Source organism: Streptomyces sp. NPDC090499 (genome assembly GCF_044769305.1).
Classification (GTDB): domain Bacteria; phylum Actinomycetota; class Actinomycetes; order Streptomycetales; family Streptomycetaceae; genus Streptomyces.
On sequence record NZ_JBIVXP010000025.1, the window covers coordinates 92163 to 118599 of the forward strand.

General features: G+C 72.5%; 21 protein-coding genes. 11 read left to right on the forward strand and 10 right to left on the reverse strand.

Annotation, left to right across the window (positions count from 1 at the left end):
* Nucleotides 1-76: 76 nt before the first annotated feature.
* Nucleotides 77-505 (reverse strand): secondary thiamine-phosphate synthase enzyme YjbQ, encoded by a 429-nt coding sequence (locus ACIQVL_RS46350; RefSeq protein ID WP_403478578.1) that lies wholly within the window; start codon nt 503-505, stop codon nt 77-79.
* 85 nt (nt 506-590) lie between these two features.
* On the opposite strand from ACIQVL_RS46350, the gene ACIQVL_RS46355 reads away from it, so the two are divergent.
* Nucleotides 591-1667, forward strand: a complete 1077-nt coding sequence (locus ACIQVL_RS46355; RefSeq protein ID WP_403436096.1) for an NAD(P)-binding domain-containing protein — start codon at nt 591-593, stop codon at nt 1665-1667.
* A gap of 12 nt (nt 1668-1679) precedes the next feature.
* Here the strand turns inward: ACIQVL_RS46355 and mltG are convergent, their stop codons facing one another.
* On the reverse strand, nt 1680-2588 hold the full coding sequence (mltG, locus tag ACIQVL_RS46360) for an endolytic transglycosylase MltG (RefSeq protein ID WP_403478579.1): 909 nt from the start codon (nt 2586-2588) through the stop codon (nt 1680-1682).
* A 223-nt stretch (nt 2589-2811) separates the two neighbouring features.
* Entirely contained in the window at nt 2812-4737 is a 1926-nt protein-coding gene (locus ACIQVL_RS46365) for an ABC transporter ATP-binding protein (RefSeq protein WP_403478580.1), read from the reverse strand.
* Between the two features lie 95 nt (nt 4738-4832).
* On the opposite strand from ACIQVL_RS46365, the gene ACIQVL_RS46370 reads away from it, so the two are divergent.
* The gene (locus tag ACIQVL_RS46370) at nt 4833-5285 is read left to right on the forward strand and encodes a MarR family transcriptional regulator (RefSeq protein WP_351956092.1); all 453 of its coding nucleotides are present in this window, start codon (nt 4833-4835) and stop codon (nt 5283-5285) included.
* 53 nt (nt 5286-5338) lie between these two features.
* Here ACIQVL_RS46370 and ACIQVL_RS46375 read toward each other — a convergent pair whose 3' ends face one another.
* Together ACIQVL_RS46375 and ACIQVL_RS46380 are read right to left on the reverse strand one after the other, a co-directional pair.
* Entirely contained in the window at nt 5339-6676 is a 1338-nt protein-coding gene (locus ACIQVL_RS46375) for a cation:dicarboxylate symporter family transporter (protein ID WP_403478581.1), read from the reverse strand.
* A gap of 181 nt (nt 6677-6857) precedes the next feature.
* Nucleotides 6858-8456, reverse strand: a complete 1599-nt coding sequence (locus ACIQVL_RS46380; protein WP_403478582.1) for a peptide-N4-asparagine amidase — start codon at nt 8454-8456, stop codon at nt 6858-6860.
* A 141-nt stretch (nt 8457-8597) separates the two neighbouring features.
* Here ACIQVL_RS46380 and ACIQVL_RS46385 point away from each other — a divergent pair, with 141 nt between their 5' ends.
* Nucleotides 8598-10112 carry a M1 family metallopeptidase gene (locus tag ACIQVL_RS46385; protein WP_403478583.1) on the forward strand — a complete coding sequence of 505 codons (1515 nt, stop codon included), beginning with the start codon at nt 8598-8600 and terminating at the stop codon, nt 10110-10112.
* A gap of 214 nt (nt 10113-10326) precedes the next feature.
* On the forward strand, nt 10327-12327 hold the full coding sequence (locus ACIQVL_RS46390) for an N-acetylmuramoyl-L-alanine amidase (protein ID WP_403478584.1): 2001 nt from the start codon (nt 10327-10329) through the stop codon (nt 12325-12327).
* A 33-nt stretch (nt 12328-12360) separates the two neighbouring features.
* Here ACIQVL_RS46390 and ACIQVL_RS46395 read toward each other — a convergent pair whose 3' ends face one another.
* On the reverse strand, nt 12361-13206 hold the full coding sequence (locus ACIQVL_RS46395) for a L,D-transpeptidase family protein (protein ID WP_403478585.1): 846 nt from the start codon (nt 13204-13206) through the stop codon (nt 12361-12363).
* Between the two features lie 195 nt (nt 13207-13401).
* Between ACIQVL_RS46395 and ACIQVL_RS46400 the strand changes: the two genes are divergently transcribed.
* From ACIQVL_RS46400 to ACIQVL_RS46410, 3 genes are all read left to right on the forward strand, one after another.
* Nucleotides 13402-15288, forward strand: a complete 1887-nt coding sequence (locus ACIQVL_RS46400; protein ID WP_403478586.1) for an ABC transporter ATP-binding protein — start codon at nt 13402-13404, stop codon at nt 15286-15288.
* Nucleotides 15285-17066, forward strand: coding sequence for an ABC transporter ATP-binding protein (locus ACIQVL_RS46405; RefSeq protein ID WP_403478587.1), 1782 nt, complete (start codon nt 15285-15287; stop codon nt 17064-17066). Before ACIQVL_RS46400 ends, ACIQVL_RS46405 begins: the two co-directional genes overlap by 4 nt.
* Before the next feature lie 139 nt (nt 17067-17205).
* Nucleotides 17206-18195, forward strand: coding sequence for a D-cysteine desulfhydrase family protein (locus ACIQVL_RS46410; protein WP_403436069.1), 990 nt, complete (start codon nt 17206-17208; stop codon nt 18193-18195).
* Here the strand turns inward: ACIQVL_RS46410 and ACIQVL_RS46415 are convergent.
* Together ACIQVL_RS46415 and ACIQVL_RS46420 are read right to left on the reverse strand one after the other, a co-directional pair.
* Nucleotides 18154-18882, reverse strand: coding sequence for a hypothetical protein (locus ACIQVL_RS46415; RefSeq protein WP_403478588.1), 729 nt, complete (start codon nt 18880-18882; stop codon nt 18154-18156). The genes ACIQVL_RS46410 and ACIQVL_RS46415 overlap by 42 nt on opposite strands.
* A gap of 74 nt (nt 18883-18956) precedes the next feature.
* Complete coding sequence (locus tag ACIQVL_RS46420) at nt 18957-19703, reverse strand: hypothetical protein (RefSeq protein WP_403478589.1); 747 nt, start codon at nt 19701-19703, stop codon at nt 18957-18959.
* A gap of 305 nt (nt 19704-20008) precedes the next feature.
* Between ACIQVL_RS46420 and ACIQVL_RS46425 the strand changes: the two genes are divergently transcribed.
* The gene (locus ACIQVL_RS46425) at nt 20009-20479 is read left to right on the forward strand and encodes a DUF5709 domain-containing protein (protein ID WP_403436061.1); all 471 of its coding nucleotides are present in this window, start codon (nt 20009-20011) and stop codon (nt 20477-20479) included.
* Between the two features lie 45 nt (nt 20480-20524).
* On the forward strand, nt 20525-20785 hold the full coding sequence (locus ACIQVL_RS46430; protein WP_403436058.1) for a type B 50S ribosomal protein L31: 261 nt from the start codon (nt 20525-20527) through the stop codon (nt 20783-20785).
* Nucleotides 20786-20826: 41 nt separating this feature from the next.
* On the opposite strand, the gene ACIQVL_RS46435 is transcribed toward ACIQVL_RS46430, so the two are convergent.
* Nucleotides 20827-21621, reverse strand: coding sequence for a metal-dependent hydrolase (locus tag ACIQVL_RS46435; protein ID WP_403478590.1), 795 nt, complete (start codon nt 21619-21621; stop codon nt 20827-20829).
* Nucleotides 21622-21766: 145 nt separating this feature from the next.
* On the opposite strand from ACIQVL_RS46435, the gene ACIQVL_RS46440 reads away from it, so the two are divergent.
* Both ACIQVL_RS46440 and ACIQVL_RS46445 read left to right on the forward strand, forming a co-directional pair.
* Nucleotides 21767-24280, forward strand: a complete 2514-nt coding sequence (locus ACIQVL_RS46440; RefSeq protein WP_403478591.1) for a DEAD/DEAH box helicase — start codon at nt 21767-21769, stop codon at nt 24278-24280.
* A gap of 79 nt (nt 24281-24359) precedes the next feature.
* The gene (locus ACIQVL_RS46445; protein WP_403478592.1) at nt 24360-25226 is read left to right on the forward strand and encodes an acyl-CoA thioesterase; all 867 of its coding nucleotides are present in this window, start codon (nt 24360-24362) and stop codon (nt 25224-25226) included.
* A 130-nt stretch (nt 25227-25356) separates the two neighbouring features.
* Here ACIQVL_RS46445 and ACIQVL_RS46450 read toward each other — a convergent pair whose 3' ends face one another.
* Entirely contained in the window at nt 25357-26226 is an 870-nt protein-coding gene (locus tag ACIQVL_RS46450; protein WP_403478593.1) for a DUF6397 family protein, read from the reverse strand.
* Between the last annotated feature and the right edge of the window lie 211 nt (nt 26227-26437).

Sequence of the window (26437 nt, forward strand, 5' to 3'; positions counted from 1 at the left end):
TTGGCGGCCCGCCGGTCCGTCGCCCGGACCCTCAGCGCCGGAGCCGTCCGCATCACCTCATCGGCGAGCCGGTGAGTCAGGAGCCCGCCAGGAACGTGACACGAACCTTTCGCTGCGGATTGTCCCGGTTCGTGTCGACCAGGCACACCGACTGCCAGGTACCCAGGGCCAGGCGGCCGTTGATCACCGGAAGGGTGGCGTGCGGGGGGACGATCGCCGGGAGGACGTGGTCGCGGCCGTGGCCGGGGCTGCCGTGCCGGTGCTGCCAGCGGTCGTCGGCGGGGAGCAGGGTGTGCAGGGCGGCGAGCAGGTCGTCGTCGCTGCCGGCACCGGTCTCCAGGACCGCGACTCCGGCCGTCGCGTGCGGGACGAAGATGTTCAGCAGTCCGTCGCGGCCGGCGGCGGCCTCGCGGAGGAAGGCCTCGCAGTCGCCGGTCAGGTCGACGACCCGCTCCCGGCTACCGGTGGCGACATCGAGCTCTCGTGTGGTGAAGGCATCCGACATGCCCCCATCCTGGCCCATGCGCCGGAGGGGACGACGGGCAGCCGGGCCGGGAAGATCCACGGCCACCCGCGCTGTTGGTAGAAGCGTGAACGAAACGCGTGAGGTCGAGGCAGTCGTCATCGGCGCCGGTCAGGCGGGCCTGTCCAGCGCCTACCACCTGCGGCGCACCGGCTTCGAGCCGGACCGCGACTTCGTGGTGCTCGACCACTCCCCCGCGCCCGGCGGCGCCTGGCAGTTCCGGTGGCCGTCCCTGACCTACGGCAAGGTGCACGGGATGCACGCGCTCCCGGGCATGGAGCTGACCGGGGCGGACCCGGCACGGCCGTCCGCGGACGTCATCGGGGAGTACTTCGCCGACTACGAGCGCACCTTCGGCCTGCGGGTGCGGCGGCCGGTCGACGTCCGCGCGGTGCGCGAGGGCGCGGGCGGGCGGCTGCTCGTGGAGACCGACCACGGCGACTGGTCGACACGTGCGCTGATCAACGCCACCGGCACCTGGGACCGGCCGTTCTGGCCGCACTACCCGGGCCAGGAGACCTTCCGCGGACGCCAGTTGCACACCGCGCAGTACGCCGGGCCCGAGGAGTTCGCCGGGAAACGGGTCGTGGTCGTCGGCGGCGGCGCCTCCGGCACCCAGCACCTGCTGGAACTCGCCCCGTACGCGGCCGCCACGACCTGGGTCACCCGGCGCCCCCCGGTCTTCCGCGAGGGCCCTTTCGACGAGGGCGCGGGCCGGACCGCGGTGGCGCTGGTGGAGGAGCGGGTACGGCAGGGGCTGCCGCCGCGGAGCGTGGTCTCGGTCACCGGGCTCCCGCTGAACGACGCGATCCGGCAGGGCCTGAAGGACGGGGTCCTGGACCGGCAGCCGATGTTCGACCGCGTCACGCCCGACGGGGTGGCGTGGCGCGACGGACGGCACGTCGACGCGGACGTCATCCTGTGGGCCACCGGTTTCCGGGCGGCCCTGGACCATCTGACCCCGCTGCGGCTGCGCGAGCCGGGCGGCGGGATCAGGGTCGAGGGGACCCGCGCGGTCGCCGACCCGCGCGTCCACCTCGTCGGCTACGGCCCGTCCGCTAGCACCATCGGCGCCAACCGCGCGGGGCGCGAGGCCGTGCGGGACATCAGGCGGCTGCTGGCCGGGGAGCCGGTCGCCGCGTGACGCACCGGCCGCTCACCGCGGCGGCAGCGACACCTGCGGCGACCGCTGGGTCCTGGCCTTCTGCTCGGCGTTGAAGTCGGCGACGTTGCGCTGGTGCTCGGCGAAGTCGGCGGTGAACCGCGTGTCCCCCGGCTTGACCGTGACGAAGTACAGCCAGTTGCCCGGCGGCGGGTTGAGCGCGGCACGCATCGCGTCCGTGCCCGGGTTGTCGATCGGGGTGGGCGGCAGGCCCATGCGCTGGTAGGAGTTGTACGGGTTCTCGACACGGGTGTCGTTCACCGTGGTGTTGAGGGTGCTGCGGTTGAGGGCGTAGTTCAGGGTGGAGTCCATCTGGAGCGGCATGCCCCGCTGCAGCCGGTTGAGGACGACGCGCGCCACCTTTCCCATGTCGGCCTTGTCGGCGGCCTCGGCCTGGGCGATGCTGGCGATGGTCACCGCCTGGTAGACGTTCATCGCGTCGCGCTGCGCGCCGGCCGCGACGGGCGCCCAGCCGAACCGCTGGTTGGCGGTGTCGACCATGAACCGCAGCACCGACTGCGGAGTCGCGTCCTTGTCCAGGGGGTAGGTGGCCGGGAAGAGATAGCCCTCCGGGTTGCCGCCTGCCTCGCCGGGGAGCTTCAGGCCCGCGGTGCCGACGGAGTTCCTGGTGCTTCCGGACGGGAGGGCGAGGGCCTTGTCGACGGCGTCGTAGACCTGGGACGCGCGCCAGCCCTCCGGAATGACCAGGGTGGCGGGTCCGGCCGTGAGGCCGGCCAGGGACAGCAGGGGCACCGCCACGGCGGCACCGGCGACGACGGCGCCGGTCACGACGAGGACGAGCCTGCCCCGGCGGGTCAACCGGACCGACTTGCCGCGCGTCGAGGCGCCACGGCCGGCGCGGGTCCGCCGGCCCGGGGTCCGTGACGGAGTGTTCGTCTGCATGCGGGCACGTTAGCTCGCACAACGCCACAAACCCGGCATATCTTCAGCTTGTCGGCTGCGATTTGTCGGCTGCCGTTTGTCAGCTCCGGCGGGCCGACGCAGGGGGCCGGCCGACATGAGGCGACCGGCCGGGCGGGGGCGACCACGGCCGGTCGGCACCACCCGTCGGCACCACCTGTCAGCGCCGCTCGTCGGCACCACCCGTCGGCACCACCCCTCGGCTTCAGCCTGCCGGCGGTGTCGCGTGCCTGCGTCCCCGGGTGCCCCGCCCGCGCACCGGGTGCAGGGCCGTCTCCCGCTGGGCCGGCTCGCCGGTTCCGGGCTGCTCCGGTGCCGGCTGCTCCCCCGCCGTCTCCAGGCGGGCGTCCCGGCGCACCAGTGCCGCGTACCGGCCGTCGAGTTCCAGCAGCTCCTGGTGCGTGCCGCGTTCGGCCACCTGCCCGGAGTCGAGGACGACGATCTGGTCGGCGCCCTGGACCGTGGAGAGCCGGTGGGCGATGGTGATGGTCGTCCGGTTGGCCGACAGGGCGTCGATGGCGTCCTGGACCGCGTGTTCGGTGCGGGTGTCCAGGGCACTGGTCGCCTCGTCCAGGATGAGGACCGGCGGGTCGCGCAGGATGGTGCGGGCGATGGCCAGACGCTGCTTCTCGCCACCCGAGAAGCGGTGCCCGCGTTCGCCGACGACGGTGTCGTAGCCGTCGGGCAGCCCGGCGATGTGGTCGTGTATCTGGGCCGCGCGGGCCGCCGCGTGCAGCTCCTCGTCGGTGGCGTCCGGCTTGGCGAAGCGCAGGTTGTCGGCGACCGAGGCGTGGAAGAGGTACGTCTCCTGGGAGACCACCCCGACCGCGCGGGCGAGGGTGTCGAAGTCGAGGTCGCGGATGTCGACGCCGTCCAGGGTGACCCGGCCGCCGGTGACGTCGTAGAGCCGGGGCACCAGGTAGCCGAGGGTGGACTTGCCGGCGCCGGTGGGGCCGACGACGGCCAGGCCGGTGCCGGCCGGGACGGTGATGTCGATGCCGTCGAGGACGGGAGCCGCCTTGTCGTCGTGCCTGTCGTACCGGAACTCGACCTTCTCGAAGCGGACCTCGCCCTTCACGCGGTCGAGGTGGACCGGCTCGTCGCGCTCGGTGATGTCGATGGGCAGGTCGAGGTACTCGAAGATGCGCTGGAAGAGGGCGAGGGAGGTCTGGATCTGGACGCCGGTCGCCAGCAGGCTCACGGCGGGGCGGAACAGGCCCTGCTGGAGGGAGACGAAGGCGACGATGGTGCCGAGCGAGATCTGCGGGCCGCCCAGCTGGAGGGCCATGCCTGCGGTCCAGTAGATGACGGCGGGCATCGCGGCCATCACGATGGTGATCACGGCCATCCGCCAGCGCCCTGCCATGTTCGACCGGACTTCGAGGTCGACCAGTTGCTCGGACTCGTCGGCGAAGGAGGCGGTGAGCGAGTCGGCGCGGCCCATGGTGCGGCCGAGCAGGATGCCGCTGACCGAGAGGGACTCGGTGACCGTCGCGGCCATCGCGGCCATCTGCTTCTGGCGCTCGGTGGTGATCTTCTTGCGCTCGTTGCCGACCCGGCGGCTGATCCACACGAAGAGCGGGAGCAGGACCATCGAGACGATGGTGAGCCGCCAGTCGAGGGCGAGCATCGCGACGACGGTGGCGACGACGCTGGTCAGGTTGGAGACCAGGGAGGTGGCCGTCGAGGTGACGGTGGCCTGCATCCCGCCGATGTCGTTGGCGATGCGGGACTGCACCTCGCCGGTACGGGTGCGGGTGAAGAAGGCGAGCGACATGCGCTGCAGCCGGCCGTAGACGGCGGTGCGCAGGTCGTGCATGACGCGCTGGCCGACGGTGGTGGATATCAGCGTCTGCAGGACGCCGAAGACACTGGTGAGGACGGCACTGAGGATCATGCCCAGCGTCAGCAGGCTGAGCAGTCCGGTGCGGCCCTGCGGGATCGCGGTGTCGAGGGTCGCCTTGAGCAGGAACGGGGTGGCGACCGAGACCAGCGAGGCGGCGCCGACCAGCAGGCCGACGATCGCGAGCCGGCCGCGGTAGGGGCGGAAGAGCCTGAGGATGCGGCGCACCTGGCGGGGCTGTCCGGCCGAGGTGGCGTCAGGGGTCCAGTTGATCTCGTCTCGGGGCATGGCTCCTACGGATGGGTGTGTTGTGTACGGACTCACGGAGCATAGCTCACTGTTACCTATGCTCACAATGAACAGAGTCCTGTTATTATTCCCGCATGAGCACCCCCGACCCCGACGGCCCGCTCGCCGAGCAGTTGCTGCGCCTCACCCGCCGGGTGTGGCGCATCCAGAAGCGCCATCTCGCGGCGCGCGATCTGGGCGTCACCCCCGCCCAGTCTCGACTGCTGCGCACGCTCGCGCACTACGAGGCGCCCCCGCGCATGGCCGACCTCGCCGAGCGCCTGGAGGTGGTGCCGCGTGCGGTGACGACGCTGGTCGACGGCCTGGAGGCGAGCGGGAAGGTGTGCCGGGTGCCCGATCCGACGAACCGCCGGGTGACCCGGATCGAGATCACGGACGAGGGGCACGAGACCCTGCGCGAGCTGCGGGCGGCACGGCGGTCGGCGGCCGCGGAGATCCTGGCCCCGCTCTCGCCGGAGCAGCGCGAGATGCTGGCCGGACTCCTGGACACGCTGGTCGACGGCCCGGTGGCGGCGAAGCACTGCTGAGGCACGGCGAAGCGGCTCCCGGTCGGTGAGGGGAGCCGCTTCGCCGTACGGTCTCAGCCCTCGGGCACCAACTCCTCGGCCGGCTCCTCCGCCACGACCGCGGCCTCACCGCCCAGCACCCGCTTCGCCCGCTCCACGTCCAGCGCACCCTCCCAGCGGGAGACCGCGAAGACGGCCACGCAGTTGCCGAGCAGGTTGGTGACGACGCGCATCGAGTCCATGATGCGGTCCACGCCGAGCAGCAGGGCGACGGCACCGGCCGGGATCGCCCCGAGCGAGGAGGCGGTCGCGGACAGGGCGAGGAAGGCCGAACCGGGGATGCCGGCCATGCCCTTGCTGGTGAGCATCAGCACCAGGACCACGGTGATCTGCTGACCGAGGCTCAGGTCGACGCCCACGGCCTGGGCGATGAACAGGGTGCCGATGGAGAGGTAGAGCGAGGCGCCGTCCAGGTTGAAGGAGTAGCCGGTGGGCAGCACCAGGCCCACCGCGTCGTCCCGGGCACCGGCCCTGCGCAGCTTCTGCATCACGCGCGGCAGCACGGACTCCGTGGAGGCGGTGCCCAGCGCGAGCAGCAGCTCCTCGCGGATGTAGCGGACGAACCTCCAGAGGCTGAGCCCGGTGAGGGCCTTCAGGGCGAGTGCGAGCAGGGCGACGAAGAGCGCGGCGGCCGCGTAGCAGAGGACGATCAGCTTGGCGTAGGTCTCGATGACACCGAGGCCGTACTGGCCGATCAGGACGGCCATCGCGCCGAAGACGGCGATCGGGGCGAGGCGCATCACGAAGCCGACGATCGCGAAGATGATCTCCTGGGCCTGCTCGACGGCCGGCAGCACCTGCGGCACCTTGGTGGTCCCGAGGTGGAGCAGCGCCGCGCCCACCAGGCAGGCCAGGACGAGCACCTGCAGCAGGGAGTTCTCGGCGAAGGCGCCTATGAAACTGGTGGGCAGCGCGTCGAGGACGAACCCGGTCGTCGTGGGCAGCGAGCCGCCGCCCGTCTTCGCGTCGACCGCCTTGGCGCTCAGCGTGGCCGGATCGACGTGCATCCCGGCACCGGGCTGGACGACGTTGGCGGCCACGAGTCCGATGACGAGCGCCAGCGTACTGGCCACCTCGAACCAGATCAGCGCCTTGAGCCCGATCCGCCCGAAGGCCTTCAGGTCACCGGCCTTGGCGATGCCGGTGACGACCACGCAGAACACCAGCGGCGAGATGATCGTCTTGATGAGCCGGGTGAAACCGTCGCCGAGCGGCTGAAGGTCCGAGGCGAACCCGGGCCACAGCCGCCCGACGACGATGCCGAGCACGAGCGCGCAGGCGACCTGCGCGAAGAGAGAGGTACGCAGTGTGCGTGCGACGCGACGCGACAGGGACGGCGGGGACAGCGGCACGGGCACTCCTGGTGGGGGGATCGACTCGCCGAAGCCGAGCGGGACTTCTGCGATACGGAAAGCGATTTCCGTGCCGATCACTCTGGAGGTGTTCTTGATCCCGTTCGAGACCGCCGTGTCACAGCCGTGTAAAAAGCGCGCCGGGTGACGCGTCACGCACCACCCGGCTCGACGGCCCCGCTCAGCAGCGCCTGCGATCGACCGTCAGCACCCCCTGTTCGGTGGCCAGCGAGCGGTCGTAGCAGCCGTCCGAGCCGTACAGCCGATAGCGCTCGCTCGACGTGCCGACCGCGTGCCGCTGGTCGCGCGGCACGTTCAGGGTGTAGGTCGCGTCCCCGCGGTAGGTGTCGTCGAGCCGTGACCAGCCGCCGCCGGACCGGCTGACCGCCGCCCGGTCGCCGAGAGTGAGTTCGGTGCGCAGCCGGTCGTCGGTGCCGATGACGGTGGCGCCGCCCATGGTGTACGTCCGGTCGGTGCGGGTCGTCCGGGGCACACCGTCCGCCCGGACCGTGACGCTCTGGTCGTCCGTCCAGGTCGCGTCGAGCGCGTCCGTCGTCTCGCCGTCGTTCCAACGGTGCACGGAGGTGTTGGCCAGTGTGCGGCTGACAGTGGTGGTCACCCGGCCGTGCGAGGTGTCGACGTATCCGGAGACGGTGAGCCGGTGCCCGGCGTCGGTGTCGACCCGGTACTCCCCCGAACCGGGCGTGTACACGGAGGAGTTGACGGGCTCGGAGGCCGTGGCCCCGGTGAGCGCTCCGGTGAGCTGGGCCCGGTGCGCGTCCTGCCAGACCAGCACGTTCACGGGGGCGCTCCAGCCGGCCTGGCCCGCGGGCACGCCGGCGACGGAGACCTCGACCTGGTGCGGGCGGCCGTCGTCGAGGATCCCCGCGAACGGCGTCAGGTCGTATTCGATGGGCTTGACGTCGAAGGCGCGCGGGCCCGGCACGACGTACCAGAGGAACGGGTTGGACCAGCCGCCCGTCCACACGTTCGGGAACGGCGCGGCGATCCCGGCCGGCCGGCCGTCGACCTTGATCTGCACCTCCCGGTAGGGCCCCTTGTCCGCCTTGCAGGAGTACGGCGCCGGGTCGGCCACGGTCAGGTACCAGAACTCCTCGCAGCCGCCGCCGGATCCGGTGGCGTACACCTCGGCGACGACGCGTTCGCTGTTGCGGGGGGTGGTGAGGGTGGTGCCGTCGTCGGCCAGGGTGAGCACCTTGTCGGGTACCGAGGCCTCGGGACGTCCCGCGTAGAAGGTGAGGGTGGCCCTGACGTCGATGACCCCGGTGTAGGTGTCGTCGACAACGTTGCCGATGAGCATCTCGACGTCCTGCGTGGAGCGGAAGGTGTCGCTGTAGCGGGTGACGTCCTTCTCCACGTGCCACTCGATGCCGTCCGGCGAGGGCTCGGGGGTGGAGGTGCGCAGTACCTCGATCCCGCCGACGTGCAGGTAGCCCAGGCGGTCGTACTGACGGCCCTTCACCTTCCCGTCCAGGCGCAGCACGACCCTGCTCCAGCGGTCGCCGCAGCCCCGCGGGGGCGTGTACGTTCCCCGGTACGGCGTGAAGTCGCGGAACTGGGCCTCGGCCAGGGTGACTTGGCAGGACCTGGCGCCCTTGGGCACGGAGACCGGCGGAGCCGCGGTCACCGGGTCGTGCCAGTCGGTGCCGAACTCGGCCGGGACGTCGGCGGCACGGACGGCGGGCGCTCCGGTACCGAGGAGCGCGCTCGCCAGGAGGGTCGCCCCCGCGAGCATGGACATGACGATCCGTCTTCTCATGGCCGGTGTTCTACGGGGAGTTGGCGGCCGGCCGCAACGGTGGGGGCGACGGACAGGGGCCGTTCGGCCACCCGGCCCGGCCGGGTGCACACCATTGCCGCAAATAGTGCTATAAGCGGATGAGGCTGCCACAGTGCTGCCATGGAGATCACGACCGCTCGCGCCCTGCGCGCCGCCCTCGCCCTCACCGGCGCCGTCGCCCTCACCGGCACCGGCTGTTCGGGCGGCGTCCCGCACCGGGGCCACGGCTCCGCCGCCCCCGGCGCCTCGGCGGCCTCGTCCGGCGCCGCCCCCGCCCCCGGCGCACCCGGCATCGGCGACCCGCTCATGCCGCTGGACGGCAACGGCGGCTACACCGTCCGCCGTTACACGCTCGACCTCGACTGGCGGGCCCCCCGGACGCCGTTCCCGGCCGGTACCACCATCAGCGCCACCGCCACCCAGGCCCTGTCCCGCTTCGACCTGGACTTCGCGGGCAACACGCTGCACCGGGTCACCGTCGACGGCGCGCCGGCCGGCGCCGTGCGCGACGGCGACGAACTCGTCGTCACGCCCGCGCGGCCGATCCCGCGCGGCAGCACGTTCACGGTCCACGTCGCCTACACGGCCGACCCGACCCAGCGACGGCAGCGGAGCGACGCGATCCGCGAGTACGGCTGGGTGCCCACCCCCGACGGCACGCTGATCTGCGCTCAGCCGGACGGCGCCAAGATGGTCTTCCCGGTCGACGACCATCCCAGCCTGCGGGCCCCCATGACGTTCCGGATCACCACCCCGCCGGATGTCAGCGCGGTGGCCAACGGCCGGCTCGTCGAACGCGTCCGGCAGCCCGACGGGCGGATGCAGTGGACGTACGACTCCGAGGATCCCATCGCGGCGCAGCTGGTCCAGCTGGCGATCGGGAAGTTCACGTTCGTCGCCGGCCGGGGGCCGGGCGGGCTGGCCGTGCGGGACGTGGTGCCGGACGACCTGGTCGCGGACACCGAGGCCGAACGCTCGCTCACCCCGGAGCACCTCGCCTGGCTGGAACAGCGGCTCGGCCCGTACCCGTTCCGCCGCTACGGCGTGCTGGTGGGAGACACCGAGCTGCCGGTGGCGCTGGAGACGCAGTCGCTGTCCCTCGTACCGAAGAACGACCTGCTGGGCGACCGGGTCGACGCCGAGCGCAATCTGGTGCACGAGCTGACACACCATTGGACGGGCGACAGCGTGGCCGTCAGACGCTGGTCCGACCTGTGGCTGAGCGAGGGTCATGCCCGTTTCTACGAACGGCTGTACTCCGCCGAGCACGGCGGCGTCGACATGGAGGACGCCATGCGGGCGGCGTACGAGCACTACGACCAGTGGCGCCACGACGACGGCGCCCCGGCGGAGCCCACGGAGCCGACGCTGTTCAAGGTGATGCGTTACGACGGCGCGGCGCTGGTGCTGTATGCCCTGCGGGAGAAGGTCGGTGACGCGACGTTCGACCGGATCGAACACACCTGGGTGACCCGGTACCGGGGGCGCGCGGCAGGTACGAAGGACTTCGTCGCGCTCGCCTCCCGGGTCGCGGGCGAGGATCTGACGCCGTTTCTGACGCCTTGGCTGTACGGGCCCGACACGCCGCCGATGCCGGGGCATCCCGACTGGCGGGTGGACCCCGTCGAGGACTGACCCCGCGCGCCGCGCGGCCGGCCGTGGCCGCCGGGCCGTTGCCCGCCGACCGGGTGGCCTCTGCCGGAGCGCTGGGCCACCCGGTCGACGCTCGGCGCGCCGGGTCGCGCCGGGCACGGAAACGTACGAGGGGTGACGTGAAGGGCAACCCCCTTGCCCTGGTTGCGACGAGCGTGCTTGGAGACCCTCAGCAAGCGGTTGGAGACCCTCTGGTATGAGAAGAACTGACGCTCCACGCGGGCCCAGCGCCCTCCGGACGTGCACCCTGACGGCCTGCCTGATCGCGACGGCCGCGCTGCTGCCACCGCTGCTGATCCTCCCGGTGTCCGGCACCGACGACTCGGAGGACCAGCGTCTGCAACACGCCTTCACCGACGCCGCAAGGGAATTCCACGTACCGCGCAGCGTGCTGATGGGCGTGTCCTACATGCAGTCGCGCTGGGACACCCACCCCGGCGCCCCGAGCATCGCCGGGGGCTACGGCCCGATGCACCTGGTGGACGGCACCCTTGCCCGCACCCCGGACCGGTCACCCGCACCGGGCGCGCCGGCGGCGGACGGCGGCCGGGCCGACCCGCTCACCGGCACGGCGTCCGCCGCGGGCGGCCACGCCGTGCGCCCCGCCGACCTGGAACGCGCCGCGCGGCTGATCAAGGTCCCCGCCAAACAGCTGCGGACGGACGCCGTCGCCAACGTACGCGGCGGCGCGGCGCTGCTGGCCGCCGCCCAACGGCGTCTCGGAAAGCCGCTCAGCGCCGACCCGGACGACTGGTGGCAGGCGGTGGAACGTTTCCCCGGTACCCGTGACATCACGTCGGCGAGGACGTACGCCAACGACGTCTTCGGTCTGATCCGCCGGGGCGCGCACCGCACCACCGCCGAGGGACAGGAGGTCACCCTCCCCGCCACCCCCGGCGTCAGTCCGCACCCCGGCCCGCAGGCCCCCAAGCGGCCGAAGGAGGTCGAGTGCCCGGCCGACCTGGCGTGCGACTGGCTCGCCGCGCCCTACGAGGAGATCGACGAGGACGGCGACTACGGCAACCACGACCTCGCCGACCGGCCCCGGGACCAGCGGATCGAGTACATCGTCATCCATGACACCGAGTCGACGCTGCCGAACATGTTCAAGACCGTGCAGGACCCGACCGAGGCGTCCTGGCACTACTCGATCCGCTCCAGCGACGGCCACATCACCCAGCACGTCAGGACCAAGGACGAGGCCTGGCACTCCGGCAGCCAGTTCGTGAACGCCCGCTCGATCGGCATCGAGCACGAGGGTTTCCTCGCCCACCCCGGGACCTGGTACACGGAGCAGATGTACCGGTCCTCGGCCCGGCTGGTGCGCTACCTGGCCAAGAAGTACGACGTCCCGATGGACCGGCAGCACATCTTCGGCCACGACAACGTGCCGTCCCCGACCGGTGACAGCATCCCCGACATGCACGAGGACCCCGGGCCGTTCTGGGACTGGCGGCACTACTTCGACCTCCTCGGCGCACCGCTGAAGGCCACCGCCGGACCGGACAGCCCCATGGTGATGATCCTGCCGGACTACGCCACCCACAAACCGCGGTACACGGGGTGCGAGGGCGACGGCAAGCGGTGCCTGCCGCACGGCTCCAGCGCCGTGCGCCTGTACACCCGGCCGGACGAGAACGCTCCGCTGATCCAGGACCCGGGCCGCAGGCCGGACGGCGACCCGTCCACGGAGGACGTGAGCGACCTGGGATCGCGGGCCTCCACCGGCCAGACCTTCGCCGTGGCCGACCGCAGGGGCGAGTGGACGGCGATCTGGTACCAGGGCAACAAGGCGTGGTTCAGGAATCCCGCGGTGCACCCGACGGCCGTCGGTGCGAGCGGCCGCATGGTGACGCCGAAGGAGGGCCTGGACGAGATCCCGGTGTTCGGGCGGGCCCTCCCGGAGGAGGAGGCCTACCCGGACGGGATGGAGGAGGAGGACGAGGCTCCGCTGCCGTACAGCCTGCGGGCGGGCCAGCGGTACGTGACGCAGTCCGACCTGGGCGGCTCCTACGTCGAACGGTCCACCATCTCCGCCACGCCCCAGCCCGTGGTGGTGGGTCAGGAGCGGTACTACGAGATCCAGTTCGGTCACCGGCTGGCCTACGTCCGGGCGGACGACGTGGACGTGCTGGACTCGCACGCCGACGGCACGGCGGGCCCGGCCGGGAGCGAGGCCGTCCCGGACGGCCGGTGACCGCCGCCGGACCGCGGACCTCACCGGCCCCGCTCAGGACAGCAGACTCGGCCTGTCCCCCATCACCACGACGGGGTCACGGGCCGGGTCGAGGGTGCGCAGCAGGTACTCCATGGCCTCCCTGGGCAGGCCGATGCAGGCCGAGGTGCCGCTGCCGTGGTCGAGGTGCAGCCAGATGGCGCCGCCCCGGGCGGCGCCCAGGGGGCGGGTGGTGTCGTGCGGCGGGGTGCCCCGCAGGCGGTTGTAGTCGATGGCGATGACGTAGTCGAAGTCGTGCCGGTACGCCGGGCTCCAGTAGTGCGGGGGTGCGTAGAGGTCCCGGCCCTGGGCGTAGGAGAGCCGGGTGCCCGGGTCGGGGAGCACACCGCCGGCGTCGGTGACGGTGAACACGCCGACCGGGCTGCGTCCGTCACCCGCGTGGTGGTCGGTGGTCCAGCCGGACCGCCCGTTGTGGGCGGGCCAGCTGCCGGCCGGTTGCCAGCCGCGGTCCTCCCGGGTGTACAGCACGACCGTGGAGTCGGCCGAGTCCGCGCCCTCGCCGTACACGGCGACGACCTGGCGGGTGTCCGCGGGGATCGCCGCCCGCAGCAACCCGCCGACTCCCGGCAGCCGGCCCGGATCCCCGACGGGCACGGACCCGTCCGGCTGCCGCCAGTCCGGGCCCGCCGCAGCTGCCCGCGGGGCCGGCAGGACTCCTGAGGCCTTCGGGACTCTCGGGACTCTCGGGACTCTCGGATCTCTCGGTGCTCTGGCGTGCGGCCCCGGCAGGCCGTTCTTCGAACCACCGCCCGGTGCCACCTCGCAGGCGCTCAGGGTCACCAGGAAGGCCCCGATCACCGCCGCCACGACGGTCGTCCGCCGGACACTCTTGATCTGCACCCGGTCATCCTGGCATCACATACCGGTCAATTAATTGAATTTCATGTCATTCAGCGCGTTCGGGACGGCAAGCCCTGGCCTGAAGGCAGCGGATTTCGACCGTCGGCGCGGAAAACCGTTTGATTTCGACGACGCTCCGACGCGAACCTTTCACGGCTTGTCGCCACCTCCCCCGACCCGAACCGCTGGGACGCCATGCAGATTCAAGATCTTCCGTATTCCGATCCAGGCGTGCCGGACGCGCGTTCGGGCCCCCGGTTCCTGTGGTGGCTGGGGCGGAACCAGCTGGGCGGTCAGCTCAAGGCACTGGCCTGGGGGCTGCTGCACTTCGTGTCCGTCTCCGCGCTCCCATTCTGCGTGGGCCTCGCCGTCCAGGCCGTGGTCGACCGCTCCGGCACCCGGCTGGCCCTGACGGGTGGTCTGCTGGTGCTGTGCGGCACGGCGATCGCCGTCGGCGACACCTTCCTGCACCGGGCCGCCGTCACCAACTGGATCACCGCGGCCGCCCGGGTCCAGCAACTGCTCGCCCGCAAGGCCGCCCTGCTGGGGTCCGCGCTGACCCGGCGGGTGGCGGCCGGTGAGGTGGTGGCCGTCTCCACCGGCGACGTCGAGAAGATCGGCTGGTTCGTCGAGGCGGTCTCCCGGTTCACCGCCGCCGCGCTGACGGTCGTCGTGGTCGGCGTCTCCCTGGTCCTCTACCAGCCGGCCCTCGGCTGGGTCGTCGCCGCCGGGCTGCCGCTGGTCGCGCTGTCCGTGCTGCCGCTGCTGCCCCGGGCCACCCGGCGCGCCGACCTCCAGCGCGCCAAGGCCGGCCGGGCCACCGAGCTGGCCTCCGACACCGTCGCGGGACTGCGGGTGCTGCGCGGCATCGGCGGCGAGGACCTCTTCCTCGACCGCTACCGCCGCGCCTCCCAGGAGGTACGGCACGCCGCCGTGCGCAGCGCCCGGATGTGGTCGCTGATCTCCGCGATCCAGGTGCTGCTGCCCGGACTGCTGCTGATCGCGGTCGTCTGGCACGGCGTCCACCTGGCCCGGCAGGGCCGCGTCACCGTCGGCGAACTGGTCACCGTCTACAGCGCGGTCATGATCCTCAACTACCCGTTGCAGCACTTCACCGAGATCGCCATGGCCTACTCGTTCTCCCGCCCCTCGGCGAAACGGGCGGCCCGGGTGCTCTCCCTGGAGCGGGCCACGGACACCGGCGGTTCGCATGCGGACACGGTGCCGGAGGGCGACCTGTACGACCCGGCCACCGGCCTGCTCGCACCCGCGGGCCGGCTGACCGCCGTGGTCTGCGGCGACCCCGACGCGGCCGGACGCCTCGCCGAACGGCTCGGCGGCCACCCCGCCGACGCCGGCACCTCGGTGCTGCTCGGCGGCGTACCGCTCGACGAACTGTCCCTGGAGGCCGCCCGCACCGCGGTGCTCGTCCAGGACAAGGACCCGGTACTGCTGTCCGGTTCGCTGCGCGAGCTGCTCGACGTACCGGCCTCCGGGGCCGTGCGGGCCCGTGACGCGCTGGCCGCCGCCCAGTGCGACGACGTCCTGGAGGCCCTGGTCCAGGGCTCGCTGGACGTCGCCGACCCGCTGGACACCCGGATCACCGAGCGGGGCCGGTCGCTGTCCGGCGGGCAGCGCCAGCGGCTCGCGCTGGCCCGGTCTCTGATCACCGACCCCGGGGTGCTCGTCCTCGACGAACCGACCTCCGCGGTCGACTCGCACACCGAGGCCCGGATCGCGGAGGGCGTCCGCGCGCTGCGGTCCGGCCGCACGACCGTCGTGTTCACCTCGTCGCCGCTGCTCCTCGACCGGGCCGACCGGGTGGTCCTCGTCCACGAGGGCGAGGTCGCCGCGGTCGGCGTGCACCGCGAACTGGTGCGCACCGAGCGGCGGTACCGGGCGGTGGTGACACGTGAGACGGACGAGGAGGCCGCGCTGCGGGGCGCGGCACCCGAGGAGAACGCATCCGCGCTGCGCGGCAGGACAGGCGAGGCCGAAGCCGCGCCGCGAGGCAGGGCGGACGAGAGCGGAGGCGCGCTGCGAGGCCGCAGGGCGCTGGAAGAGATCGAGGAGAGCGCATGATCGGCGTCGCACCGCCGGCGTACGACCCGGCAGCCCCGACGACGGCCACCACCCTGCCCGTCGGCGCCACCGCGACCGTACGGGCCTACGTGGCCGAACTGTTCCGCCGGCACCGCCGGGCCTTCGTCCTCCTGATCGCGGTCAACACGGTGGCCGTGGTCGCCTCCATGGCCGGCCCCTACCTGCTGGGCGGGCTCGTCGAGCGGGTCTCCGACGGCGCCCGCGAACTCCATCTGGGCCTGACCATCGGCCTGTTCGTGCTCGCGCTCGCCGTGCAGTCCGTCTTCGTGCGGGAGGTGCGGCTGCGGGGTGCCGTGCTCGGCGAGCGGATGCTGGCCGATCTGCGCGAGGACTTCCTGGTCCGGTCGGTCGGGCTGCCGCCGGGCGTCCTGGAGCGGGCGGGCACGGGCGACCTGCTGTCCCGGATCACCACGGACATCGACCGGCTCGCCAACGCCATGCGGGAGGCGGTGCCGCAGCTGTCGATCGGCGTGGTCTGGGTCGTGCTGCTGATCGGCGGGCTCACGGTCACGGCTCCCCCGCTGGCCGCCACCGTGCTGCTCGCCCTGCCGCTCCTGGTGGTCGTCTGCCGCTGGTACTTCCGGCGGGCGCCCTCCGGCTACCGCTCCGAGGCCGCCGGGTACGCGTCCGTGGCCGCCGCCCTCGCGGAGTCCGTGGACGCCGGGCACACCATCGAGGCGCACCGGCTCGCCGCCCGCCGCATCGCCCTGTCCGAGCGCCGGGTCAAGGAGTGGACGGCGTGGGAGCGCTACACCCTGTGGCTGCGGTCGGTGCTGTTCCCGGCCGTCAACGCCACCCACATCACGATCCTCGGCTCGGTGCTGATGATCGGCGGCGTCTTCGTCCTGAAGGGCTGGATCGACGTCGGCCAGCTCACCACGGGCGCGCTCATCGCCCAGATGCTCGTCGATCCGGTGAACCTGATCCTGCGCTGGTACGACGAGGTCCAGGTCGCCCAGGTGTCGCTGGCCCGGCTGGTCGGCGTCCGGGACATCGAGCCGGACGCCGGGGACGCGGCGCTGGCGCCGGCCGGCCGGGAGGTGCACGCGGACGAGGTCCGCTTCGGCTACCTCCAGGGCGTCGACGTGCTGCACCAGGTCTCCCTGGAGGTGGCGCCCGGCACCCGGCTGGCCCTGGTCGGCCCCTCCGGCGCGGGCAAGTCGACGCTCGGCCGGCTGCTCGCCGGGATCTACGCGCCCCGGGACGGCCGGATCACCCTGGGCGGCGCGGAACTCTCCCGGATGACGGCCGAGCGGGTCCGTTCCCACGTCGCCCTCGTCAACCAGGAGCACCACGTCTTCGTGGGCTCGCTGCGCGACAACCTGCTGCTCGCCCGGACCGACGCGGCGGACGCCGAGCTGTGGGCGGCGCTCGGGGCGGTCGACGCGGACGGCTGGGCACGGGCCCTGGAGGAGGGCCTGGACACCGAGGTCGGCTCCGGCGGGCTCGGCCTGACCCCGGCGCAGGCGCAGCAGATCGCGCTGGCCCGGCTGGTGCTGGCCGACCCGCACACGCTGGTCCTGGACGAGGCGACCTCGCTCCTGGATCCGCGCGCGGCCCGCCACCTGGAGCGGTCCCTGGCCCGGGTCCTGGACGGCCGCACGGTGGTCGCCATCGCGCACCGGCTGCACACCGCCCACGACGCGGACGTCATCGCCGTGGTCGAGAACGGCCGGATCAGCGAACTCGGCAGCCACGACACGCTGGTGGCTGCCGATGGCGCCTACGCCGCGCTGTGGCGGTCGTGGCACGGGTGACGGGTCCACGGGGCGCCCCGGGCACGGTGACGCAAGGCCGATACCCGTGCCTATGCCGATGCCGGCCGCGGCACTCCCCGGCGCGATCATGGGGTGCACCGGGACCGGCACGCGGGCACGGAGACGAAGGGGTTGTCGCATGGGCACGTCACGCGAGGAGCACCGCAAGGTCACCCTGGCCTCCTGGCCGACACCGCTCGAACCCGCACCCCGGCTGGCACGGGCGCTGGGACTGGGGCCGGACGACCTGTGGATCAAACGGGACGACCTGATCGGGCTCGGCGGCGGCGGAAACAAGGTGCGCAAGCTCGAGTGGACCTGCGGACAGGCCCTCGCCGAGGGTGCGCGGACCCTGGTCACCAGCGGGGCCCCGCAGAGCAACCACGCCCGCCTCACCGCGGCGGCCGGAGCCCGGCTCGGCATGGACGTGGTGCTCGTCCTCGCGGGCGAGCCCACCGGCACGGCCGCGGGCAACCTGGCGCTCGACGCCCTCCTCGGCGCACGGATCGTGTGGGCCGGCGCGGTGGACGGGGCCGGACTCGCCGCCGTCCTCGACCGTGTCGTCGCGGAACTGCGCGAGCGGAACGCGGCTCCGGCGCTCATCCCCTTCGGCGGATCGAGTCCCGTCGGGGCCCTCGGTTACGTCGACGGCGGGCACGAGCTCCTCGCGCAGGCTCCCGACCTGGCCACCGCCGTGGTCGCGCTGGGCAGCGGTGGCACGATGGCCGGGCTGGTGCGTGCCCTGGGCGAGGACCGCGTCCTGGGCGTGCACTGCGGGGCCGTGGCGGATCCGGGACACACGCTCGACCTGCTGCTGACGGAGCTGTACGCGCCCTCCCCCGCCCCTCGGCGGCCACGGCTGCGGCTCGACCAGGTCGGGGCCGGCTACTCCCGCCTCACCGAGCCGGTGACGGAGGCGGTCCTGCTCGCCGCCCGGACCGAGGGGCTCGTCCTGGATCCCGTCTACACCGGGCGGGCCATGGCCGGTCTCGTCGCGGCCGTACGCGAGGGGGACATCCGCCCGGGTGACCGCACCGTCTTCGTCCACACCGGAGGACTCCCCGGGCTCTTCGGCCACCAGGAGGCACTACGACGGGCCGGAGAGGTCCTCCCGGACCGCACCGTGTGACCGGGGCGGCCCGCCGAGCGCCGCCGCCCCGGACGCCCCGGCGCGCGGAAGGGAGCGCTCGACCTCGACCGTCGTGGTGACCCGGGTGAGGGCGGGGCGGCACGGGACCGAGCCGAACCCGAACCGCACGGGAGGTGCGACGGGGGCGAGCGCGCCCAGGTCCGCACCGTCGTAGGAGCCCGACAGTGCACGGATCGCGAGCAGATCCCGCGCGCCGTACCACTCCCTGCGGCCGTTGCCCGCGGTGCCGCGGGTGCGTACCCCGGGCAGCAGCACGCGGGCGGCCACGTCGGTGATCGCGGACCAGGCCGGGCGGCCGGCGAGCGGGCCGGGGACGGCGCGCAGCAGGTGGCCGAGGAGCGTGCGGCGCCCGGTGGTGAAGCGCAGCCGGAGCGGTCCGGCCGTGACGGTCCAGGTGTCCGCGCGGACGGCGACGTCGACCGCTACGACGTGTACCGCGTCAAAGCGGTAGGTGCCGCTGACGAACTCGGCCGTCCGCCGGGTCGGAGCCAGCAGCAGCCGCTCCCCGTCCTCCCGTTCCAGCATCACGTCGCTGAACGGGCCGAACGGCGACCGGGGCCAGTGGCCGAGCACGACACGGGTGCCGGAGGCGGTGCCGAGGCCCGCGATCCAGCCGTCGAAACGCAGCCGGGGGCACCGGGCGCCCGGTCGCAGCACCCGCCTCATGCGTCCGCCCTTCCCCTCGTGGTCCCGGCGGATATGTACCCGGCGGAGGCCGTCGGGTACCCGACGGCCTCCGCCTACAGCCGCTGGTCACCCCGCCAGCCGACCCACGTGATGGCGGACAGGCCGCCGTTGGCCAGACCCTTGTAGGTCACCGTCCTGGACGGTCCCAGCTCGTGGGCGAGGCGTTGCGCCAGTGCCTCACCGGTGTGGAAGAGCTCTTGCCACCGGCCGTCGTACCTGCCGTCCTCCCGGTCCCGCAGGTACAGGTTCAGGGTGTCGTCGATGTTCTTCGCCCACGTGTACAGATCGGCGACGAGGCCCTCGGACAGGTCCAGCGCCGCGGCCGGGTCGTCGGGGAAGAAGTCCCCGAACCCGTCGGAACGCAGCGGACCGTACTTGAACTCCCCCTCGACCGTGATGTCGAGCGGGTGCGGCGGCGTGCCGTGGCTGTCGCGTTCCCAGTGGAGGCGGTCGCAGCCCCAGCACAGCCACTTCGCCGAGCGGCGGGCCTCGTCCCGGTACCGGACCGCCCACGACGGGCCCAGGTGCCGGGCCAGCCGCCGGGCGAGCGCGAGCCCCTGTGCGGCGTGCCGGCGCAGGCCGGGACGGGAGGCGAAGCCCTCTGTGGGCCGGGACAGTGTCCAGGAGCGCAGGGCGTCCGCCAACTCCGCGGGCAGGGCCAGCCGGTCGTCGTCGAGCGGGACGTCGCGGGTGAAGGCCTCGGCGTCGTCCGGGGCGGCCCGGGAGTCCTCCGGCTCGTACAGCGGCGACGGCTTGCCCCGGGCGTGCACGAGCAGGTGCCGGGGTTCTTCGGGGGTCATACGGGGGCGGCTCCGATCACGTGTCCGTTGCCGGGCACGCTAATACACACATCACATGGTGTGACGGCTCATATGCACGCCCCGCACGGGCCTGCGCGCCGTCCCTGGACGAGCGGTCCGAATCCGCTGGTTGCGCCCGCAGTGCCTGCGTGCCGTTGCGCGGGTGCGAGCAGGGGTGGAAGGGTGGAGAGCGGCACCGGTTCGGGGGCCGGCCGGGAACCGTCCGGTTCTCGGCGCACGCGCCCCCTGACCGGGATGCCGGCGGCCCGCCGTACGGACCGCGTCCTCACTCCCTGGAGGTAGCCGTGACCACCGCCGACGGATGGGGGGACGACGTCTACCAGCCCGACGGATCCGAGATCCGTGAGGACACGGGGCTGCTCGACGTGGAGGACACGCTGGAGTCCGACGGCGTCAGCGATCCCCTGGACCGCGGCTGGTCCCCGCCCGAGCGGCCGTGGGCGGTGGAGCACACCGGGGTGACCGCGGCGGAGCGCCACCGGGGCGAGACCCTGGAGCAGCGGCTCGCCGAGGAGCTGCCCGACCCGCCCGTCCCCGACGGCGACGGCATCGGCGACTGCCAGGGCAGCGACGGCGAACTCCTGGACAACGAGGTGGGCGACCTGCGCTCCGGCCGGCTCGTGGCCCCGAACGAGGGGGCGCACGAGGACGACGAGAACGGCCTCGTCGCGACCGACATCGGCATCGACGGCGCCGGGGCCTCCGCGGAGGAGGCCGCGATGCACATCGTCGACGAGGACACCGCCTACGGCTGACCCCGCCCGCCCCTGCCCGCCCGCCCCGTCCTTCGAGGAGCCGCCATGCAGCAGGACAAGCACCCCGACTACCACCCCGTGGTCTTCCGCGACCGCGCCGCCGGATACGCCTTCCTGACCCGGTCCACCGCGACCAGCGACCAGACCATCGAGTGGGACGACGGCGAGACCTACCCGGTGGTCGACGTGGAGATCTCGTCCGAGAGCCACCCCTTCTACACCGGGAAGGCCCGGACGGTGGACACCGAGGGCCGCGTCGCCGCGTTCGAGCGCCGCTACGGGGGCGGCTCCGGGACGACGGGCTGACCCTCGGGGCACACCGGGCCCGGCGTCGGCCGGGCCACGGGTCAGATCACGTTGAGAGCGGCCGCGCAGCCTATGCCGCCCAGCACCATGAACACCGGCATGAGCACCTTCAGCTCGACCCAGCTGCCCGCGCGGAACCGCATCACCTTCGGCGGGCCCAGCGGGTACCAGCGCTTGCGGCCGATCGGGATGGGCCACAGGATCGGGCAGCCGGAGACGGTCAGCGCGTCCCCGATGTCGTGCACCAGTGCCCCCAGCACCACCGGCAGCCCCAGCCACAGGTACTCCTGGCCGGGCTGGGTGAACAGCCAGTCCGAGCCGTTGCCCGGCTTGTCCAGGATCTCCGCCAGGATCCAGGCGCTGGTCGCCGCCAGCAGCCACACCAGGATGTCGCTGCTGGAGCCGCGCGCCGCCCGCCACAGCAGGCCCTCGATCGCGAGCACCATGTGCGCGAAGAGGATCGCCAGCACCGCCCAGCGGCCGCCGAGGATCGCCGCCGCCGAGCAGCCGCCACCGATCAGCGCCGCCCACACCCAGGTGTGCGTCAGCGTCCGGTGCCCGCCGTTGCGGCGCGGGTCGCCGGCCATCCTGGTCGCCTTGTAGACGGCGTAGGACAGCTTGTCGACGATCTCGCAGACCCAGCGCGACAGCGGTCCGAAGGCCCGCGAGATGGTCGCCGCCTTGTGGTCGAGGTCCGGGGCGAGCGCGGCGCCGGCGCAGATCAGCGCCCCCACCAGCAGCACCGGCCAGGGCATCGTATGCCCGGTCGCCGCCGCTGCGGCTCCTACGCCGAGCCAGGCGGCGGCCCCCGACAGTGAGTGTGCTGGTCCCATCATGGCCGTTGCCCGCCCCATTCCTCGTATGCCGCTGTCCAGTTGACCGGGTGCGATGACGCTCCGTCGGCGACACAGCGTAGCGGCCATGATCTTCGTGCTCGAAGCCGATTCCCCCCTGGGCGGGTGGGCCAGGCAAGATGGGGGCGTGACCCTCATCGATCAGCTGCCGCCGACCGCCGACCCCGACGCCCTGTACGAAGCCTTCGAGGCCTGGGCGCAGGAGCGCGGTCTCACGCTCTACCCCCATCAGGAGGAGGCGCTGATCGAGGCGGTCTCCGGGGCGAACGTGATCGTGTCGACGCCGACCGGCTCCGGCAAGAGCATGATCGCCGCGGGCGCGCACTTCGCCGCGCTGGCCCGGGACGAGGTCACCTTCTACACGGCGCCGATCAAGGCGCTCGTGTCCGAGAAGTTCTTCGAGCTGTGCAAGCTCTTCGGCACCGAGAACGTCGGCATGCTCACCGGCGACGCCTCCGTGAACTCCGACGCGCCCGTCATCTGCTGCACCGCCGAGGTCCTCGCCTCCATCGCGCTGCGCGACGGCAAGCGGGCGGACGTCGGCCAGGTCGTCATGGACGAGTTCCACTTCTACGCCGAGGGCGACCGCGGCTGGGCCTGGCAGATCCCGCTCCTCGAACTGCCCCAGGCGCAGTTCATCCTCATGTCGGCCACCCTCGGCGACGTCTCCTTCTTCGAGAAGGACCTCACCCGCCGCACCGGCCGCCCCACCGCGGTGGTCCGCTCGGCGACCCGCCCGGTGCCGCTCTCCTACGAGTACCAGTTCACCCCGATGACCGAGACGCTCACCGAGCTCCTGGAGAGCAGGCAGGCGCCGGTGTACATCGTGCACTTCACGCAGGCGCAGGCGGTGGAGCGGGCGCAGGCGCTGATGAGCATCAACATGTCCTCGAAGGAGGAGAAGGAGCAGATCGCCGCGCTGATCGGCAACTTCCGCTTCACCACCAAGTTCGGCCAGAACCTCTCCCGGTACGTCCGGCACGGCATCGGCGTGCACCACGCGGGCATGCTCCCCAAGTACCGGCGCCTGGTGGAGAAGCTCGCCCAGGCCGGTCTGCTGAAGGTCATCTGCGGCACCGACACCCTGGGCGTGGGCGTCAACGTGCCCATCCGCACGGTGCTGTTCACCGCCCTCACCAAGTACGACGGCAACCGGGTGCGCACCCTGCGCGCCCGTGAGTTCCACCAGATCGCCGGCCGCGCGGGCCGGGCCGGTTTCGACACGGCCGGTCTTGTGGTCGCGCAGGCGCCCGAGCACGTCATCGAGAACGAGAAGGCGCTGGCGAAGGCGGGCGACGACCCGAAGAAGCGGCGCAAGGTGGTGCGCAAGAAGGCGCCGGAGGGCTTCGTCGGCTGGACGGAGACCACCTTCGAGAAACTGATCGCGTCCGAGCCGGAGCCGCTGACGTCGCGGTTCCGGGTGACGCACACGATGCTGCTGTCGGTGATCGCCCGGCCGGGCAACGCCTTCGACGCGATGCGCCATCTGCTGGAGGACAACCACGAGCCGCGCAAGCAGCAGCTGCGGCACATCCGCCGGGCGATCGCCATCTACCGCTCGCTGCTCGACGGCGGCATCGTCGAGAAGCTCGACGAGCCCGACGCCACCGGCCGCATCGTCCGTCTCACGGTCGATCTGCAGCAGGACTTCGCGCTCAACCAGCCGCTGTCGACCTTCGCCCTGGCCGCGTTCGAACTCCTCGACCCCGAATCGCCGTCCTACGCCCTCGACATGGTGTCCGTGGTCGAGTCCACCCTGGACGACCCGCGCCAGATCCTGGCCGCCCAGATGAACAAGGCGAAGGGCGAGGCCGTGGCCGCCATGAAGGCGGACGGCATCGAGTACGAGGAGCGCATGGAGCGCCTCCAGGACGTCACCTACCCCAAGCCCCTGGAAGAGCTGCTCTTCCACGCGTACAACACGTACCGCAAGAGCCACCCCTGGGTCGGCGACCATCCGCTGTCGCCGAAGTCGGTCATCCGGGACATGTACGAACGGGCGCTGACCTTCACCGAGTTGGTGTCGGTCTACGAACTGGCCCGGACCGAGGGCATCGTGCTCCGCTACCTCGCGAGCGCCTACAAGGCCCTCGACCACAACATCCCGGACGACCTGAAGTCCGAGGACCTGCAGGACCTGATCGAGTGGCTGGGCGAGATGGTCCGCCAGGTCGACTCCAGCCTGCTGGACGAGTGGGAGCAGCTCGCCAACCCGGAGGAGATGACCGCCGAGGAGGCCCAGGAGAAGGCCGACGAGGTCAAGCCGGTCACCGCCAACGCGCGCGCCTTCCGGGTGCTGGTGCGCAACGCGATGTTCCGGCGGGTGGAGCTCGCCGCCCTCGACAAGGTCGACGAACTGGGCGAGATGGACGCGGACTCCGGCTGGGACGCCGAGGCCTGGGGCGAGGCGATGGACAGGTACTGGGACGAGTACGAGGACCTGGGCACCGGCCCCGACGCCCGCGGTCCCAAGCTGCTCGTGATCCAGGAGGAACCGCAGAACGCGCTGTGGCGGGTCCGCCAGATCTTCGACGACCCGAACGACGACCACGACTGGGGCATCAGCGCGGAGATCGACCTGACGGCCTCCGACGCCGAGGGCCGCGCGGTCGTCCGCGTCACCGAGGTCGGCCAGCTCTGAGCGAGAGCCCCCGAACAGGGTCGAGCACAAGTTCGATCGCAGGCCCGCGCACACGTCCCAGCACAGGAGAACCCAACCGATGACCAACCCGGCCGAGAGACTGGTCGACCTGCTCGACCTGGAGCAGATCGAGGTCAACATCTTCCGTGGCCGCAGCCCCCAGGAATCCCTCCAGCGGGTCTTCGGCGGCCAGGTGGCAGGCCAGGCGCTGGTCGCCGCCAGCCGCACCGTGGAGGGCGACCGTCCGGTGCACTCGCTGCACGCGTACTTCCTGCGCCCTGGCCGGCCGGGCGTGCCGATCGTGTACCAGGTGGAACGGGTCCGGGACGGACGGTCGTTCACGACGCGCCGGGTCACCGCCGTGCAGCAGGGCCGCACGATCTTCAATCTGACCGCCTCCTTCCACAAGCCTGAGGTGGGAGCTTTCGAGCACCAGCTGCCGCAGTTGCGCGAGGTGCCGCACCCGGAGTCGCTGCCGACGCTCGCGGAGGAGATCCGCAAGCACCTGGGAGAGCTGCCCGAGCAGCTGGAGCGGATGGCGCGCCGCCAGCCCTTCGACATCCGTTACGTCGACCGGCTGCGCTGGCACCCCGAGGAGATAACCGGCGCCGAGCCGCGCAGTGCCGTGTGGATGCGCGCGGTCGGTCCGCTGGGCGACGATCCGCTGGTGCACACCTGCGCACTGACCTACGCCAGCGACATGACGCTCCTGGACGCCGTCCGGGTCCCCGTCGAACCGCTGTGGGGGCCGCGGAACTTCGACATCGCCTCGCTGGACCACGCCATGTGGTTCCACCGGCCGTTCCGCGCCGACGAGTGGTTCCTGTACGAGCAGGAGTCCCCCATCGCCACGGGCGGCCTCGGCCTGGCCCGCGGGCGCGTCTACGACCTCGAAGGGCGGCTGCTGGTGTCGGTCGTCCAGGAGGGGCTGTTCCGCGCGCTCTAGCGGACGCGGATGCCGACACGGGCATGGGTGCGGGTGCCGGCACGGGCACGGGTGCCGGCACGGGCACGGATTCCGGCACGGGCACGGATTCCGGCACCGATGCGGTCCGGGCCGCCGGTCGGTGGGGTGGTCAGTGGGCGGGCCTCGGGTTTCTGCGCAGCAGCCACCCGCGCAGGCCTCGGGCGAGTGCGGGCCGGCCGGGCGCAGGCGACCGGGACGGTGCGGTGGGACGGGGTACCGGCCGGTGTGCGCGGGCCTGCGCCGCTTCCCGGGCCAGGTCGTGCCTGAACCAGTCGATCTCGTCCGGGTCTGCCGCCGTCATGAGCTCCTCGGCGAGCTGTGCCGCCGGCGAACCCGGTGCGCCGTGGGCGGGCGGGGCCGGCCGCAGGGCCGTCACGCGGGCGCGCTCGTGCGGGTCGGTGAGCACCTCGTCGATCTGGCCGGAGGCCAGAAAGCCGGCCACCACCCCGGCCCGCTCCCACGGTCCGTCCGCCTGCCTGAGCAGGAAGCCGCAGTGGCGTCCGCGCCAGTTCCGCGCCCGCTGGTCCGCACCGGCCCGCAGCCGGTCGCTCAGTTCCGCGGGCGTACGGCCGGTGAGCAGCCGCGTGTTCGCCTCGTCGGCCGCGAACCGCCGCAGCTCCTCCGCCAGGTAGAGCCAGACCACGGCTCGGTAGCGATTCGGGTACCACTTCACCGGCGTCACCAGGCCGAGCTTCGCGACGCGGGTGAACCTGCCCGCGGGGATCCCCATCACGGCCGCGGCCTCGGCCGTCCCCACGATTCGCACGCTCTCGCTGAGGGATTCGGACCGGCCCCGGAGCCGGTCGATCTCGGTCCGTGGGACGCGGCGGCCTCCACCGCCTCCCTCGTCGGGCACGGTGCGGATCCGTCCGAGGTGTACCGCGAGGTCGAACTCGCCCCGCCTGAGGCCCAGTTCGCGGGCGGCGCGGCTCGGTGTGCAGGTGAGCGGGCGGTTGTGGACAAGGGTGGTGCCGGACATGGCCGTTCTCCCCCGTGGAGTGGCTCGCGCCGGGTGCGCTCGCCGTGAAAAAAACCGTAGCCGGTTCGGCGAGACTCGTGGCGGACCTGTGGATAACTCCACGGCGGGGATGAATGCGCAGGTCAGCGACCCAGCGCACCTTCGGTGCGCGCCGGGGGCGTGGTAAATGTCGTGGCGTGCGCCGAGGTGCTTCTTGTCTGCCCTGCCGTGT